The following is a 14914-nucleotide window of genomic DNA, read 5'->3' on the forward strand; positions in this document are numbered from 1 at the left end:
GAAAGAAAGTATTGCCTTTGCGCGCGGCGTACAAAAATATGTGTTAATACATACCTACGAACAGATGAAAATGGATCTGTAAAAAATATAGGCTACTTGATGCTAATTGGTGTCAAGTAGCTTATTTTTTAGTATAGAAAATTCATATTAAACATACAAATCTTGTTTACTCATTCGTCTAATAAAGTAAGAGAGGTGAGAAGATGGAGTTTGATGAGCTTTATGAACAATATTTTCAACGCATTTATCAATTTATTTACTATATGGTCTCGGATCCAAGTTTAGCGGAGGATTTAACGCAGGAAACATTTATTCGGGTTTATAAAGGACAGTTTAGAAACGAGGCTGCTATGGGCACTTACATAAGGAGAATTGCACGAAACCTTGTCTACGACACCTATAGAAAAAAAGCACTTATTAAATGGCTACCATTTCAAAAAGAACATGAAAAACGGGAGACACAATATGTACCACATGATTGGATCATGCAATCTGAGGAGCGGCGACTATTATATGAAGCAATTCAATTATTGAAGCCTGAATATCGAGAGGTTCTTATTTATAGAAAAATAGAGGAGCTGAATTTAGCCGAAACTAGTGAAATTTTAGGATGGTCTACAGTAAAAATAGCGAATACACAGCGAAATGCTATAAAGGCTTTAGAGAAAATACTTGGAGGTGATGAATTTGGATTTAAACAATCGACTGAAGGAACTCAATAAATTACCGGAGGATCGTGCTGTAAAAACCCGTATTTATGAACGTATTCATCATAAGAGGAAAAAAGACTTACCGCTATGGAAAGAGAGTGTTCTACTATTAACGATTGCAATGATTGCTCTATTTTTTATTATGACACCACAAAATCCTTCACCTCCTCAAACTGCTGACCATTCCATCCAAGCAATATATAAGCATTTCGGAGGAAAAGAAGCGAAATTTTTTGCGAGAAGTTCGAGTTTATATATATCTACGGAAAAGGTTGAAGATACAATTGTGTATAACTTTTTTGAAGACTTAACAAAGTATGTTGAAGAGGCTGATGGAAAGTTGGGTAACCATATTGCAGATGTAATCGTTGTTAGAGATCGCGAAGAAGAGCACTATCAGATTTCAGATACAGGTATGCTAAATGTAGATTCTGGCCAGTTTTTTGCTGGGAATTCTGTAACGTATGATATAGTATTTCATAGATTATACTCTGTAACAACAAAACCTTGGATTTTTATCCTTCCACTTATCGTGATAGCTGTAAATATAATCTCTATGAACTATTATAAACGTCATAATCTACAAGGATCTAAACCATCTAAACATGTATGGTGGCTGTTAGTACTTGTGCTTGCGATGCTTTCTAGCATATTTGCTTGGGCAACCTGGGTCGGTCCATTGTATAAGCCTTTAATGATTACGTTTGCGCTTTTATATGGTTTCATTTTTTGGTATTTCATAATACGAGAGGTACGGACTTATGCCATATATAAAGTAGAAACAATTAAAATAAGCATTATTAGTGCAACACTTGTTTTAATTATTATTCTTTATTAACGAATTTAAATAAAACCACCTTTACTTTCACAAAAGACTATTGCGAAGGTATTCGGTGGTTTAATTATTTTTCAACGCATTATGGAGGCGAGTTGTACCTTATTCCTTTTTATTCAATAAAATCCCACGCACAATCCCCATTATAAATATTGTACCTAGTACAAATAAAAATACATAAGCATGCCACTGCTGTAAAATACGTTCATGTCCTAAAGCAACTGTTAAATCATTGAATAGTGAGTATGTAAAGTATAAGAGTATACTATTTTTGATGAGACAAAAGGTAATGATTCCATTTTGTCGCTGGATATGAGATAAGGTTGGCTTATTTTTACGTAGGATAGGATAAGCTGCTTTCATCTCTAAGTATTGTAAAAGTAAAAATAGCATTAAGGCAATGAATGGTAAATAAAAAATGGTGATTTTCGGGCCAAATTGCGCATGTTCACTCTTAAAGCTTTGCAAAACCGGTATAGAAGCGGGGAGCTTATTGTATTGGATTAGTGTTGCCGTAATGCCAGCTAAAAAAATAGTCGCAACAATAAGCGTTAGCGATTTACAAAAGCGTGGTGTAGGTGTTTTTTGTTGTTCTAGCATTTGTTCACCTCATAGTTCAATTAAAAAAGTGCAGTCTGTTATACTGTATCATAAGAATACCATCATGTGTGACATAGAAAGAAGGGTTAGATGGAATACTTGTTGTTTTTACTAATTGGAATTATCGGCAACATCATTGGCACGTTAGTTGGAGGTGGCGGGTTAATAACATTACCGACTATGATGCTAGTAGGGGTACCCGTCCATTCAGCAATCGGTGCGAATAAGGTTTCTAATATGGTAAGTGCCTTTTCAAGCTTTTACACAATTTATAAAAGAAAAGAAATAGTATGGTCAGAAATGCGTTCAGTTTTACTTGTTTCCTTAATAGGTGGTACACTTGGAGGTCTGTTTGCATCATTTATGAGCAGTCACACATTAACGTTTATCGCCATCATTTTATTAGGCTTTGCCCTTGTTATGTCCTTTTTAGGCGGAGCTGAATTTGGAGAGAAAGAAAGCTTTACAATGAATCGTAAAAACGGTCCAATCCTTTTAGGGGTTGGCTTTTATGATGGCATGTTCGGCCCTGGTAGCAGTACGCTTGCACTTTATACATATGCACATCAGAAAATCTCTTATATGAAAGCAGTAGGTTTGTCGCGTGTAGGTGTTTTTGCTATGTGCTTAGGAGCTTCGATTACGTATATTGCTACAGGTAAAATTGATTGGCCGTTGACAATCGTATTAATGGTTGGTTCTGTAATCGGTGCACAAATAGGCATTATCCTTGCCAGAAAGGTTAAGGCAAATCAAGTAAAGCTATTGCTGCGTATTGTAACCATTGTGCTGATAGTTCAGCTCGTCTATGATTTTATAAAACAGATTTAAGGAGGCGATAGGATGTTTGAAATTACACCTTATCCATCTTTTTCGTGGTCACTGTCCCGTCATAAAACGGTAACAAGCTGTGCGCGAAAATATGGCTATGAATATTATTTTTCTCATAATGGCTGGCTCAGTTACAATGTGGAGCCATATCATCAACATGTCTATCGCTTAAAAAAGCTTCAATCCATGCCGATTTTATTTGGGCAAATCGTCCATCATTTAATAGAGCAATCGATCAATGATTATTTGCAAACCCGCGAGACTACAACTGTTGCTGAACTCGTAAATCGTGCACGTGGCCAGCTTAATGCCGCTTTTATCGATTCTACACGTCATGTAGATTTATGGAGACATAAGCCAAATAAATTTTATATGATGCAAGAAATTTATTACGAAGGAAAGTTAAATCCTGAACTGGTACAGGACTATAAAGAGCGCATGACGGCTGTGTTTGACAACTTTCTTAATAGTGAAACATTCCAGCAAATTACCGCACAAAAAGGCTCGCTGCGAATCGGTGAGCCTGAACAATTTCGTTCCATGAAAATCGAGGGTGTACAAGTTTTTGTCGTAATGGATTTTCATTATTTTGATGAGATGACAGACAAGTGGATTATTATCGATTGGAAAACAGGGGGAGAGTCCGATGATGATCGCCAACAGTTAGCACTCTATGCTTACTATATTCAGCAGAAATATCGGGTTTCTCTAGACCAGATTGATGTCTATAATGAATATTTATTGACAGGCAAAAGAAAAAAATACACCTTTACAGCATATGATATGGATAATATTTTACATACGTTTCAGCGAAGTGTGCTGGAAATGAAAAAATATCAGGCGGATATTTTCTCCAATGAACCCGTGGACTTTGAGGAGTTTGAGCAAACCACTGAAAAATGGCACTGCAAAGGGTGTAATTTTAAAGAATTATGTGAGCATAATTAAGTAGAAAAATGGAGCGAGTGACCAAAAAGTGACCAATTAAATTAAGTCATCAAAATAGTCACTAGCTTTATTTTTATCTTTACTAGTTAAATGACTATAAATGTTAATCGTCATTTTTATATCAGAGTGACCTAATTGTTCTTGAATAATCTTAAAGTTGACATTTTTACTAACCATATAAGAAGCATGTCGTAAAGCATGAAAATTTAATTTAGGAAGATTATATTTCTCAATAATTCTTCTCCAAGCCGTATCTAGCAGCAGGGATTCATTCCTTTTGTCGAAATTAGATTGTAAGAGGTGGTGTATTTCAGTTGAATGCAATAAGAAATGAAAAAGTATTTACTACTAATCTAAAAGAAGCTTATGAATTTGCATATTACCTATTCCTTACTAAAGGTGTAGATAATATCGAAATAGAGCAAATTAAAGATGATTGCTATGTGAGATTTACAATGGAATATAGTCATGAATTAGGTAAACAAATATGGAATATAGTAGAGCAATTTAATCTTGAAAGCTTAGTTTTTTACGGCGTGTTTTGGGACGTTGTACGGGGATATGTAACTGAGTGAAATTTTAATCATTATGCCTTCCACAGATAATTGTGAAGGGCTTTTATTATATGGACATTGCACAATTAATTCAATATCCGTTTTTATCATTAGTACCAGCAACGATTTTATATATGTTACTTGCTTATTTTGCATTTAAAGTATTGGATTTTGCAACAGGCTTATTGAAAACATGGAAGAAGGTATCACCTTATCAAACACGGATTATGCGTGATGGTATCATTCGATGGATTAGAGAGCTGGTTGCAATTACATTTGTTATCCTATTTGATTTAATCTTTGGCTTAGATTTCTATTTAACAGGCTTCACATTAGCATTATTTTTATACAAAGAAGGTGGTTCAATCGCTGAAAACCTTCAAACATTAGGTGTAGATATGCCTGGAAGAAGGTGGGCGTAAATGACTTATACCATTGAACAACGTTTGATGTCAGGATTGCCAAATCAGGCTTTGAAAGCTGTTAAATATGTTATTGCCCATGAATCAGGGAATCCAAACAATTGTGGTCCAAACGCTTTGGAAAATGAGATAGCATACATGAACCGCAATAAAGCCAATGCATTTACATCTCACTGGGTAGGCTGTGGCGGTAAAATTGTACAAGTTGCGCCAGTTAATCGTGTGCAATATGGTTGTGACCCGAAAGGTAATCCACTTAGCTATGCACAAATAGAGTTGGCTCGTACAAATGATAAGGATCAATTTAAAAAGGATTATGCAGCTTATGTTTGGTTGTAACGTGAACTTGCTAAAGAGGCTGGAATACCTGTTGTACTCGATGGCAGTGGCAACGGTATAAAATCACACCGTTGGATTACGGACAATTTAAAAGGTACAACCCATAGAGATCCATTTTCGTATCTGCAGAGTATGGGGATTTCAGAGGAACAATTCAAATTAGACATTAAAAACGGCTTAGATAAACCAACTGAAAAGGATGATGATACAATGCAATTTACGAATAAGACAACAAAAGCAGCAGATAAAGGTTTAATTGAAAAGTAGTGGTTAGATAAATTTGATAATGGAACTATGACAAATGGTGATTATGAAGGTTTAAAACTTATCATTGCACAGCGTAGTAACTAAAATGTAAAGACCAAGATAGCTTAATTGCCGTCTTGGTCAATGTTCATTTATAATATCACTACATGTAGTGAAAAGTATCAAGCATACCAAGAACCCAAATAACCAAAATCACTACCGCCACAATTAATCCGAATGTAACAATCGGATCTGCACCCTCTTTATTTTGGATTTGTTTTTTTGTATATTCCTCGTACTCTTCTTCGTTAATCGTATTACAATACTCACATATTTCAATCACAGCCCCATCTCTATGTACTTTCTTAAATGGATTTATGGCTAAACAATTAGGGCAATTACTCAATTATATTCTCCTCACTAACCTTATCTACTAATTACCATTTTAGGAAATTTAGCGTGAATTGTATATATAAAATTAGGAAATAGTAACTGAAATCACGTTACTTAAAAATTATTTCTGTAATTACCCCTTGCTAAATTACAAACGTCATTACAACGCGACATCAGTCACCAAAATAAAGACCAGGCGCTCGATTGAAAGTGAGTACCTGGTCATTTTTTGTTTAATATTCTCTTATTTCAAATGAAGCTATTTTATCATGAACAATATATTCCGTTACTTTTTTATAAGGTGAAATTGTTTTTGAAAATTTAAATGTTGATGTGCCTTGAGCACTATCAAACCATTTCAAATAGTCATTTAATACATTATTAGTAACGTCATATTCTTTTGTAATACCGTTTACTAATGTAATGCTTAAAATAGCATTTGAAGATTCATTGCTTAGTTTCTTAACAATTACTGTACTAGTGGCCGCAATATCAGTATTTTCTATTTTTGCAGTAATAATTGCTTCACCTTCGCGAACTGCAGTTACATTTCCATCTTGATCTACAGTAGCAATTGACTTATCACTAGATGACCAGATTACTTTTGCTGTATCTGGAGTGACTGTGGCAGTTAGCTTTTCTGAGCTACCTTCAAATAATTCTAGATTATTTTTATCTAATGAAATAGATTCTCCACTAGGAATCTCGTTTTCTGATAATAAAGTTCCGTCAACATCAATGGCGTCTAGTACTAAATAAGTCGTATTCGAGTTTTCTTTTTTCTCAATTTTAACATGATGCAATTTGTTTTCTAAATTCAATTTTTCGTATGTAACTATATGGTTGTCTCCTAATGGGTTATTACTATAGTCTGAGTAATTTTCTTTTTTTCCGTCTATAGTAATATAATTTATAGAATCTCTATTATTTGCCATTGTATTAATGATTCTTAAATCTGTGCCGACAAAATAAAACTCTATAGATGAATTAACCACATTTGAATGAGATTCTGTATTATTGTATCTAGGACTTGTAGAGGTAACATGTCTCCATGATCCCTCATATTTAATGGCAGGGTTCGTGTTATCGTACCTTTTCCATCCTTCTTCGGGTTGTGGTAAATATTCTCCAATAGAAGCTGCATTAACTTCAATTGAATTATCCGTAAATAAAGACAAACTAAACATAGAAATAGCTAAAATTAAAATTGAAAAATATTTCTTCATGATTTATCCTCCTAATCAAAAAAATTCTTTTAATAACCTACAATAACAACTTTAACCATATCTAAATGTATTTACCATAATAAAAATCGTTTATTTTTAATAATAAAAAGCCACTCAATTGAGTGACCTTAATGGTCTTTCGTGTGAAAATAAGTGACTAAAAAGTGACCAACAATTGACTAAACGTTACATTCAGCTATAGTTGGTGATTATTAATGACAATACAATGATAAAAAAACATTGTTAAATCAAGCTTTTGATTTAACTTGAAACATAGCGAAAGTCCAATTTAAATATCAGGCGGATATTTTCTCGAATGAACTCGTGGACTTTGAGGAATTCGAGCAAACCACTGAAAAATGGCACTGTAAAGGGTGTAATTTTAAAGAATTATGTGTGCAAAATTGATTTTGAAAATGGAGCGAGTAATCAACTAAAAAAAGTCATCAAACTCAAAATGAAAGCGCCTTTAATTATCGGTGCTTTTTTATTATGTATAACGGGTTATAGTTTCATTTTTGGAGAAATATGCAACAAATCTAATAGTTGTATCGTTATTATATTTAATCATACTGAGAAATCAGAGTTCAATACTCTCGTTTTGTTAAGGAGTGTGAAATGGATATTAAGTCATTTCTTCAATATGTATCTTATGTAGTTTATTTTTTAATTGTGTCTATCTTAACCTACTATATGCAATGGATAACTGTACTTTTTGTGGGCAGTATACGTTTTACAGCTGCAGATAGTTTTCCAGGAGATTTGAGTCGCTCTTCTTTAGCCATAATGAGCTTCGTGTTTTCTATCATGCATTTTGTTGTATTAACAATATATTTACTTCTACATAATATACTGGTGTCTTTATTTAAAATTAAGTTTCACTATAAGATTGCGTTGGTGTTCAATACCGTTGTTGCTGTCAGTTTAATTATTTATTTTATTAATATGTTTTTATATTGAGCCAATAATCCTAACTTTATCAACATTTAAGGTTCTATAAATATGAGTACCATACTGTGCAGTAAAAACAATTTAACAAAGCAGAGGCAAAGTTATATTATTTGTCATGCAAAAATAGATGTGGCTTTTTATTATGCTCATATTTCTTGTCATTCCAATCCATTATATAGATAGATGGGAGGTGTTGACTTATGGAGTATGAATATAAAGTGAAGTTTTACTATAACGAAGGTCATGAAGAAGAGTATAAAATCAAGAATAATATTGAACAAGAAACATTTACAGAAGAAATTTCTAATGGGTTCAATGAGAAGCCTTGGTATTCATTTACTGAAACAGAGCATTATAAAACGATTTTAATTAGTACAATAGATGTTTACAAAGTGGTAGTAGAAAAAAACACTTTAGAATTTGATTAATCAAATGTATGTAGTCACATGTAGTCACACCCTCTAAAAAGGTGTGGCTTTTTTCTTTGAAAGGATGAAATAAATATTGTGCTGTTATTAAGGCAGGATTAATTTCCAAATTTGTGTAGTATCAATTTTGCCATTAAAGCGCACGAAAAATAACTATTTCATTTTTAATATACAAATGTTTGATACATGATAGCAATTAGAGAGGCGATGTCATCATTGATAGCTTCAATGTGGATGCGATTCGTTAAATTTGTATTTGTACTATCTAAATTTCTAATAGTAGCGATTTTTTCACCATTTAACTTTAATGTTCCTGCATAAGTATAGTCTTTCTCAAATTGGTACACGTCTCCGTTAAGCTTAAAAGATTGCATCTTTTCAATTAATTGCACACGATTTTGTTTAATTGCAATTTTTTTCGATGTTTTGCTACTATAAAGCGTATAACGAACACCTGTAAATACGCAATCAATTTTGTATATTGGATGATTATCGATTGAAAAAGCATTATAGCAGTAGGGCATTCCATATCGGAGAAACATATGAAACAGTTGTGTTAGGATACGATGGCGATTTTTTTTGAGAATACTAATAATTTTGTTGTCCTTGTTATAAATGGGAATACTTGTGTAATAGGAATCTAATTCTGGGATGCTATATGAATAAATCTGCAAAGATGTCTCTCCTCTATGATCTCTCTTAAATAATTACATTTTAATATGCATTGATATCCCTTTTCAAATATGTTGTACCGTAATTAGTTACGAATTGATTTTCTGTTATAATAAAATGCAGAATTTTACGACAAAAACAAAAAAATAAAGGAATGGTGCATTTTGAAAATTTCAAGAAACCCAGAAACGGTACATAAACCCGTAGCACCGTACGTACACCAAATAGAGGTCACTGGGCCTCAGAAGTGGCTTAATATGTCGGGTCAGTTAGGATTAGAAGTAGATGGGACAGTACCTGAGAATCCATTAGAACAATTACAGTTAGCATTGGAGAATATAAAAAGAAACCTTGAATCTGCTGAGATGGATGTTAGTGATTTAACAAAATTGGTTTTTTACTTAGTTGGTGACTTTGAAGCAGAGCAACGAAGAAAAATTATTGGCGATTTTTTAGGTGAACATCTCCTTTGTACGACAATGATTTATGTAGTAGCTCTGGCAGCACCAGTCTTTAAAGTAGAGGTTGATGCTTGGGCGTGTAAAGATATTTAAATTTATTGAGCGCATTATGCTAGGGGGGCTTTTCTATATAAGATGAAACTAGGAGCAAAGAAGGTTTTTATGTTTAACTATTATTTTAAAGCTACAGTTGCAATTTGACGGGATTCTCGATTGCTATGTGAAATTCAGTACCTTTCAAAATTAGTTGTCACGAAGTTTTTACGATTCAACAACGTTGAAATAAAAAATATACAATAAACGAAGTGAAGCCAAATACTCAATTAATTTTGAGCCCAAGCTTCACTTTGTTTATGGACGTAAGAGAACATCCAGTATGGTATAAAGAAGAAAAAGAATAAAGCCTTCTTCTCGTTTAGAAAGATGCAATTTTTCCGATGCGAAATGAATCACTCTATTCCCACCAATGTTTCAGTTCTGTGAAGCCTACATCCCATAGCATTATATTACCTGTGATCATAATAGTCATTTTTTTGGCTTCATAATATAACGGAATTTCTAATGGCATTTCAATTGTTTCGGATTCTTCTTTCAAATTCACTTCATTTTTTTGAAATATTACATTTCCATCCGTAATTATAGTCACTTCACCTTTGAATTCCTCTTGATCGGGAATGCCGATGTTTAGATAAAATATTAACTCCTCTTTATTTTCAATAGTATATGTATAGGTTTTGGTAGTGTTTTCTTTATTACTATATAAATTGTATTGGGGTACTATTTTATTACCAGCTACAGAGAAAGTCGGTAAATCGTTCGTTAGTGGTTTATCTCCTGTGACTTCTTTAATAGTATCCAAGGGTTGTACCGGACTTACTCGTTTATCTAAAACTTCAGAGACAATCATTACGCCAACTAACAGTATAATGGCAGTTAAGGAAGAAGCAAGGAGTTTTTTAAAAGTCAGGTTTGAAGTGAAACCAACTTTGTATACAACATATCCAATTGTTGCACCTATACTATTTGAAATAACATCATTTACATCAAAAGTCCCGAGATACATTAAAGATTGAATCGTTTCCAATCCAAGAATCACGATAATGAACCATCCTATAAATTTTTTATAATCAATTTGATTGAGTAAAGGAAATAAGATACCAAAGGGGATAAATGCTGCTATATTTCCGAAATCGTATAACCAAGAAAACGTAAATCTAGGAAAATTCAAAGGAACGTCTGATGGGACGAGCAGAAATTCGTAGCCGGCGCTTTTGTATTCTTCATAACCGTCTAGACGATTAAAGCCTAAGAACATGAAGTATAAGATCAGACCTGTGTAAAGAATAGTAATCACCATAATTAAATTTCGTTTTTTCATTTTTTTAACTCCTTTTCACACGATACCTCTTGTCATTGTACGAACTACCTTATGTACTTAACTTTTCCCCAGTATGGAGTGCTTATATTTCATGTAGTATTCTTATAAAATCAAGTGGCAGTATCATTATTATAAATGGAAATAATTAATAATTATTGAGGGTATTTATGAAGATTTCTTAAGAAATTGCAATACTAAACTTTCTATAAATGCTGTGGAGCAATGAAATGGATTGTGTAGTAGGGGGAAGTATTATTATTCAAAAAGAATATAAGTGAAATGAGGGTGAGGAAGCTAGTCTTTATTCAATAAATTTTCTTGCTAAATCAGATGTGGGGTGATGAAAGGCTAACTGATTAATGGTAAATATGTTGTATGTATCTAAGTCATTGTTGAATGGAATGTAAAAGGCGGAAGGTGTTAAGGGTATTTGTTTAATATTGGTATTTAACCCTTGATTTTACTTGTATTTGTAAATAGAATTAAATAGAGGGAGGGAATTACTTGGCTAATAAACAACATCATACTCCATTTTTGAAAAAACCTTGGGTATCTTCTATTGGTGTATTTGTATTGTCGCAAATAATCTTTGTTACATTAGAAGCAACAGGATGGATTCCTAATTATCGAGATATTAGTGGAACGCTATTTGGACGAATTACTGAATCTCCAATTTTCAAAGAGTGGTTTACCTTTTATGAAACAAAAAATTTCAATTTACTTACTATCTTTTTTGGCATTGTCTTTTTAGTGCCCGGAGTAATCGGTGCGTTCAAAAACGTCTTTTCACCAAGTCTACAAAAGTAATACTTGTTCATGTTGTGGGCATCTAACATTAGATGGAGGAACGACCGTATACATATGGAATTTGTAGGATTTGCTTCTGGGAAGATGATGGGCTTCAATTCACAAAGCCAATTCCGGACGCAATATGCAGAGGCATATATGATTCGAATTGGCGAATTTATTAATGTCCATTCTATAATCGACATATACATTAAAAGGTGCTGTGCTATAGTCAACAAAGCTATAGCGACAGCACCTAGTTATTTATTAGTGGAAATATTTGTCGACACGTTGAATGACTTCGTCAGCAGAAAGACCATCAGCGTCAATAACAGGCCCTGCCATGACAGGATCGCTAATTCCCATGATATCTCTATCTTGCCCAGTGATTACACAAGCATCACATTTTTTTGCATCCTCTTCAGTACGAAGCTGAATAACTTCATAACCTTTTGCTTTTAAAGCGTCTTCAACGTTTGTTAATGATTGTTCTACACCAATTATTCTAGTCATTATTCTTCCACCTCCTATATGTAATGTGTCATATAGGATTGCTAATTATTCACTATATTCATCTTTTTGTTATACATAATAAAAAACACCTCAAAATTGAATTGAATCTAAATCAAAAAATAAAATTTAATGTTAGGAGAGATCTATTAAATGGGAAGACTACAGAAAACAATATTTAGTCTTTTATTTATTGTCGCCTTTGTATGGATTATGATGCTAATTATTGCCGGACCACCCAAGCCTGTTGTTTTGTCAGAAGGTAAGGAAGTATCAATAGTACAAGGTTCCTATTGTTGGCAAGGCTTTATAAATAATAGATGTGTTGATAAAATTCCACCACCTGAAATTATTGCTAATAATAATATTGTTCCGTTTCCTGTTTCACCGCAAAGTGAAATTAATATTAATTTTAAAAAAGCACCTATTGAGGGAATAGAAGTTGATAAATGGTTAGGCAACGATGAAATAGAGGTAATAAAAGTACAAGGTGATGTTTTCTCTGTACCGAAAGAAAAGGGGACTTATATTTATAGTGTTTTCGGTAGTTGGGATAAGGGTAGTTCTTCTTATATTTTTGCTATAGAAGTAAAATGAATACGTTAAAAATGGCTTATTATGAAAAAAAGACACATTGAAGTTTATTTCCAATGCGTCTTTTATAAATACTTAACTAAATGATCGATTGCATAAAGTGAATAATTTGATCCTCTTGAATGGAATCAACAGCAACTTTATTTCGACTCTTTTTTTGACATTTTGTACATTGATGGATAAGTTGAAAGCCTTTTTTTCCAGTATAATCGACTCCAATTGGTCTCATCAAACCTTTACAAGTACTCGCTCTGTCACCAGGAATATTATCCATATGTTTCGAAAACAAACAATTTGGACAATGATTTCTGAAGCTGCCGTTGCTTAATGGTTCAACCATCGTACTACAATTTTTACATTGAAATGCTGTATTCTCATTTTTTCTACTCAATTGCTCTTCCTCCAAAATGTTATTTCAACATTGAAGGAAGGGTTCCGTTTTCTTTTTCTGCAATAGCAGTATCAGGCTTTTATAGGGAATGTACGAATTCACCGTCTTGCTCTTCAAAACGATTACTTCTAGTTCCTGCTTCACAAAGACTTATTTCATCCTTTGATCCGGACCACGATTGATTTTATGTTTTTGTGTCAACCACTGTAAGACGGACTGCTCCATCTTCCACTAGTAGGTGTTCTCCTATAATCACTGACTTCGGCATTCGTCCCCTAACGAGCAATTGTTTTGAATAGATCAAACGTCAATCTATCACCCCTTATAATATGGCATTTATTTAAAGGATAACAAATATATTGAAATATTTAAATAGTCTGTACATGGTGGTGAAGCAAACTTTTGATCTAAAAAGGGGGCTCCCAACGATCTTTTCTAAATAATTGTTGAGACGCCCCGATTCGTTTACTTATTGTGAAATGAAATCTTGGCCGTTAATTGTTATTTTTGAAGCAGAGATTAGATTAGCTTTATTTGCTTCAAAATATGGCTCTAAAATAGTGTAAAATGCTTCCCATTTTTCTTCAATCTTTGCTGAATCTTCTTTGCCATCTAGCTTTAAGATTTCTTCATAAAGTTGTTTTAATTGTTTGCTATCCGCTTTATTAACTTTGAATTCAAAGCTAGACATATATTCTTCAAACGTTTGAGGTATTATGAATTGACCAAGGATGTCATGGAATTCAAGCCAGATTTCACTAAATAAATCATAATTTTCTTCTCTTTCTGCTTTTCGTACATCCGCATAAATAATTTTAAGTTTTGCTATAGTTTCAGTAGGGATTTCTAATAAGTCTAAGCGTCCGATATATTCTTCAAATGTTGGAGTTGGATAAAGCTCATCAAGATATGGTTGGAGTATTTTATTAAATCCTTTCATTTTTTCCTTAGCCTTTTCCTCTTGGCCATCTTTTTCAAGCTTTACCCATTCTTCATAAATAGCTTTAAGCTCTTTTTTATCATTTTCTGCAATAACTATATTGTTCTCACTAAATCCGTAGTCTTTTAGAAACTCTTCAAAAGGTTGGGGCTGCCAATTAGCTAAATAATATGGCTTCGTGATTTTATGCATTTCTTCATAAATTTTATTCATTTCTTCATATTTCTTTTCAGCTTCGTCCATCTTTTTATTTGTTATCGCATTTGAAGCTTCTTTTTCTAGCTTCTTCACTTCACTAAACATTTTTTCTAATTTTGTTAACTCTTCATTTGGTACATTTTTAGGCAAGTCTTTTTTATACACTTCGAAAGTGTAGAAGTCTGCATAATTCTCGACTACTCCGCCTTCAACTGTGATTTCCTGTCCTGCTACTAATTTCATTTGTTCTAGTTGTTCCTCAGAAAATTTAAAGAAACTAATAAAGTAATTTTTACCATCTCTACCTTTTAAGTTAATCCCGTCTCCGTGGACGCTTTTAATCGTTCCTGTAATTTGTTGTTCCATTTGAACAGTGACACCATTTGTTGGTTCTACTGAAGTAGCTCCTGCTTGTAGAGGCGTTAGGACAGCCATTCCTATTGTTAGTGCTGATGCAATCATCCAAGATTTTTTAATTGGTTTTTTCATGATCATATCTCC

The 14914-nt window shown here is 33.2% G+C and carries 20 protein-coding genes and 1 pseudogene; 12 read left to right on the forward strand and 9 right to left on the reverse strand.

Going from position 1 to position 14914, the window contains the following annotated elements:
* Positions 1-203: 203 nt before the first annotated feature.
* Positions 204-722: an RNA polymerase sigma factor gene (locus B1B04_RS05485; RefSeq protein ID WP_079560296.1), complete on the forward strand. Its 519-nt coding sequence runs from the start codon at positions 204-206 to the stop codon at positions 720-722.
* The gene (locus B1B04_RS05490; RefSeq protein ID WP_079560297.1) at positions 688-1548 is read left to right on the forward strand and encodes a hypothetical protein; all 861 of its coding nucleotides are present in this window, start codon (positions 688-690) and stop codon (positions 1546-1548) included. Before B1B04_RS05485 ends, B1B04_RS05490 begins: the two co-directional genes overlap by 35 nt.
* A 99-nt stretch (positions 1549-1647) precedes the next feature.
* On the opposite strand, the gene B1B04_RS05495 is transcribed toward B1B04_RS05490, so the two are convergent.
* Positions 1648-2145 (reverse strand): hypothetical protein, encoded by a 498-nt coding sequence (locus tag B1B04_RS05495; RefSeq protein WP_079560298.1) that lies wholly within the window; start codon positions 2143-2145, stop codon positions 1648-1650.
* A gap of 90 nt (positions 2146-2235) precedes the next feature.
* On the opposite strand from B1B04_RS05495, the gene B1B04_RS05500 reads away from it, so the two are divergent.
* Both B1B04_RS05500 and B1B04_RS05505 read left to right on the forward strand, forming a co-directional pair.
* Entirely contained in the window at positions 2236-2976 is a 741-nt protein-coding gene (locus B1B04_RS05500) for a sulfite exporter TauE/SafE family protein (protein ID WP_079560299.1), read from the forward strand.
* 12 nt (positions 2977-2988) lie between these two features.
* Positions 2989-3924, forward strand: coding sequence for a PD-(D/E)XK nuclease family protein (locus B1B04_RS05505; RefSeq protein ID WP_079560300.1), 936 nt, complete (start codon positions 2989-2991; stop codon positions 3922-3924).
* A 36-nt stretch (positions 3925-3960) separates the two neighbouring features.
* Here the strand turns inward: B1B04_RS05505 and B1B04_RS26645 are convergent, their stop codons facing one another.
* The gene (locus tag B1B04_RS26645; RefSeq protein WP_170938897.1) at positions 3961-4248 is read right to left on the reverse strand and encodes a tyrosine-type recombinase/integrase; all 288 of its coding nucleotides are present in this window, start codon (positions 4246-4248) and stop codon (positions 3961-3963) included.
* On the opposite strand from B1B04_RS26645, the gene B1B04_RS05515 reads away from it, so the two are divergent.
* The 3 genes and pseudogenes from B1B04_RS05515 to B1B04_RS05525 all read left to right on the forward strand — a co-directional run bounded on the left by B1B04_RS05515 (position 4239) and on the right by B1B04_RS05525 (position 5590).
* On the forward strand, positions 4239-4499 hold the full coding sequence (locus B1B04_RS05515; RefSeq protein WP_079560302.1) for a hypothetical protein: 261 nt from the start codon (positions 4239-4241) through the stop codon (positions 4497-4499). The two genes, B1B04_RS26645 and B1B04_RS05515, sit on opposite strands and share 10 nt — an antisense overlap.
* 50 nt (positions 4500-4549) lie before the next feature.
* Positions 4550-4900: a phage holin family protein gene (locus B1B04_RS05520; RefSeq protein ID WP_079560303.1), complete on the forward strand. Its 351-nt coding sequence runs from the start codon at positions 4550-4552 to the stop codon at positions 4898-4900.
* Positions 4901-5590 (forward strand): annotated as a pseudogene (locus B1B04_RS05525) (peptidoglycan recognition protein family protein). It abuts the gene before it with no gap.
* A gap of 58 nt (positions 5591-5648) precedes the next feature.
* Here the strand turns inward: B1B04_RS05525 and B1B04_RS05530 are convergent.
* Together B1B04_RS05530 and B1B04_RS05535 are read right to left on the reverse strand one after the other, a co-directional pair.
* A complete protein-coding gene (locus tag B1B04_RS05530) occupies positions 5649-5891 on the reverse strand; it encodes a hypothetical protein (RefSeq protein WP_079560304.1) in 243 nt (80 codons plus the stop codon).
* Between the two features lie 220 nt (positions 5892-6111).
* Positions 6112-7104 carry an Ig-like domain-containing protein gene (locus B1B04_RS05535; protein ID WP_094075071.1) on the reverse strand — a complete coding sequence of 331 codons (993 nt, stop codon included), beginning with the start codon at positions 7102-7104 and terminating at the stop codon, positions 6112-6114.
* 1151 nt (positions 7105-8255) lie between these two features.
* On the opposite strand from B1B04_RS05535, the gene B1B04_RS05550 reads away from it, so the two are divergent.
* Entirely contained in the window at positions 8256-8483 is a 228-nt protein-coding gene (locus tag B1B04_RS05550; protein WP_079560307.1) for a hypothetical protein, read from the forward strand.
* Positions 8484-8647: 164 nt separating this feature from the next.
* Here B1B04_RS05550 and B1B04_RS05555 read toward each other — a convergent pair whose 3' ends face one another.
* Positions 8648-9157: a tubby C-terminal domain-like protein gene (locus B1B04_RS05555; protein WP_079560308.1), complete on the reverse strand. Its 510-nt coding sequence runs from the start codon at positions 9155-9157 to the stop codon at positions 8648-8650.
* 162 nt (positions 9158-9319) lie between these two features.
* Between B1B04_RS05555 and B1B04_RS05560 the strand changes: the two genes are divergently transcribed.
* Positions 9320-9709 carry a RidA family protein gene (locus tag B1B04_RS05560; protein WP_079560309.1) on the forward strand — a complete coding sequence of 130 codons (390 nt, stop codon included), beginning with the start codon at positions 9320-9322 and terminating at the stop codon, positions 9707-9709.
* A gap of 361 nt (positions 9710-10070) precedes the next feature.
* On the opposite strand, the gene B1B04_RS05565 is transcribed toward B1B04_RS05560, so the two are convergent.
* Positions 10071-10994 carry a VanZ family protein gene (locus B1B04_RS05565; protein WP_079560310.1) on the reverse strand — a complete coding sequence of 308 codons (924 nt, stop codon included), beginning with the start codon at positions 10992-10994 and terminating at the stop codon, positions 10071-10073.
* Positions 10995-11498: 504 nt separating this feature from the next.
* On the opposite strand from B1B04_RS05565, the gene B1B04_RS05570 reads away from it, so the two are divergent.
* Both B1B04_RS05570 and B1B04_RS26650 read left to right on the forward strand, forming a co-directional pair.
* On the forward strand, positions 11499-11801 hold the full coding sequence (locus tag B1B04_RS05570) for a YfzA family protein (protein ID WP_079560311.1): 303 nt from the start codon (positions 11499-11501) through the stop codon (positions 11799-11801).
* Between the two features lie 32 nt (positions 11802-11833).
* Positions 11834-11965, forward strand: coding sequence for a CPCC family cysteine-rich protein (locus tag B1B04_RS26650; RefSeq protein ID WP_079560312.1), 132 nt, complete (start codon positions 11834-11836; stop codon positions 11963-11965).
* A gap of 82 nt (positions 11966-12047) precedes the next feature.
* Here the strand turns inward: B1B04_RS26650 and B1B04_RS05580 are convergent, their stop codons facing one another.
* The gene (locus tag B1B04_RS05580) at positions 12048-12293 is read right to left on the reverse strand and encodes a YkuS family protein (RefSeq protein ID WP_079560313.1); all 246 of its coding nucleotides are present in this window, start codon (positions 12291-12293) and stop codon (positions 12048-12050) included.
* A gap of 150 nt (positions 12294-12443) precedes the next feature.
* On the opposite strand from B1B04_RS05580, the gene B1B04_RS05585 reads away from it, so the two are divergent.
* Positions 12444-12887, forward strand: a complete 444-nt coding sequence (locus B1B04_RS05585; protein WP_079560314.1) for a hypothetical protein — start codon at positions 12444-12446, stop codon at positions 12885-12887.
* Between the two features lie 76 nt (positions 12888-12963).
* Here the strand turns inward: B1B04_RS05585 and B1B04_RS05590 are convergent, their stop codons facing one another.
* Positions 12964-13275, reverse strand: a complete 312-nt coding sequence (locus B1B04_RS05590) for an RNHCP domain-containing protein (RefSeq protein ID WP_240518211.1) — start codon at positions 13273-13275, stop codon at positions 12964-12966.
* A 469-nt stretch (positions 13276-13744) separates the two neighbouring features.
* Entirely contained in the window at positions 13745-14902 is a 1158-nt protein-coding gene (locus tag B1B04_RS05595; RefSeq protein WP_079560315.1) for a hypothetical protein, read from the reverse strand.
* Positions 14903-14914 lie beyond the last annotated feature (12 nt).

Origin of the sequence: Lysinibacillus sp. KCTC 33748 (assembly GCF_002237755.1) — a bacterium.
GTDB lineage: Bacteria > Bacillota > Bacilli > Bacillales_A > Planococcaceae > Lysinibacillus.

Excerpts from the sequence above, each read along its gene's own strand:
- B1B04_RS05485 (WP_079560296.1), top strand. The coding sequence starts at position 204 with ATGGAGTTTGATGAGCTTTATGAACAATATTTTCAACGCATTTATCAA.
- B1B04_RS05495 (WP_079560298.1), bottom strand. The coding sequence starts at position 2,145 with ATGCTAGAACAACAAAAAACACCTACACCACGCTTTTGTAAATCGCTA.
- B1B04_RS05500 (WP_079560299.1), top strand. The coding sequence starts at position 2,236 with ATGGAATACTTGTTGTTTTTACTAATTGGAATTATCGGCAACATCATT.
- B1B04_RS05505 (WP_079560300.1), top strand. The coding sequence starts at position 2,989 with ATGTTTGAAATTACACCTTATCCATCTTTTTCGTGGTCACTGTCCCGT.
- B1B04_RS05520 (WP_079560303.1), top strand. The coding sequence starts at position 4,550 with ATGGACATTGCACAATTAATTCAATATCCGTTTTTATCATTAGTACCA.
- B1B04_RS05535 (WP_094075071.1), bottom strand. The coding sequence starts at position 7,104 with ATGAAGAAATATTTTTCAATTTTAATTTTAGCTATTTCTATGTTTAGT.
- B1B04_RS05550 (WP_079560307.1), top strand. The coding sequence starts at position 8,256 with ATGGAGTATGAATATAAAGTGAAGTTTTACTATAACGAAGGTCATGAA.
- B1B04_RS05565 (WP_079560310.1), bottom strand. The coding sequence starts at position 10,994 with ATGAAAAAACGAAATTTAATTATGGTGATTACTATTCTTTACACAGGT.
- B1B04_RS26650 (WP_079560312.1), top strand. The coding sequence starts at position 11,834 with ATGGAGGAACGACCGTATACATATGGAATTTGTAGGATTTGCTTCTGG.
- B1B04_RS05580 (WP_079560313.1), bottom strand. The coding sequence starts at position 12,293 with ATGACTAGAATAATTGGTGTAGAACAATCATTAACAAACGTTGAAGAC.
- B1B04_RS05585 (WP_079560314.1), top strand. The coding sequence starts at position 12,444 with ATGGGAAGACTACAGAAAACAATATTTAGTCTTTTATTTATTGTCGCC.
- B1B04_RS05595 (WP_079560315.1), bottom strand. The coding sequence starts at position 14,902 with ATGAAAAAACCAATTAAAAAATCTTGGATGATTGCATCAGCACTAACA.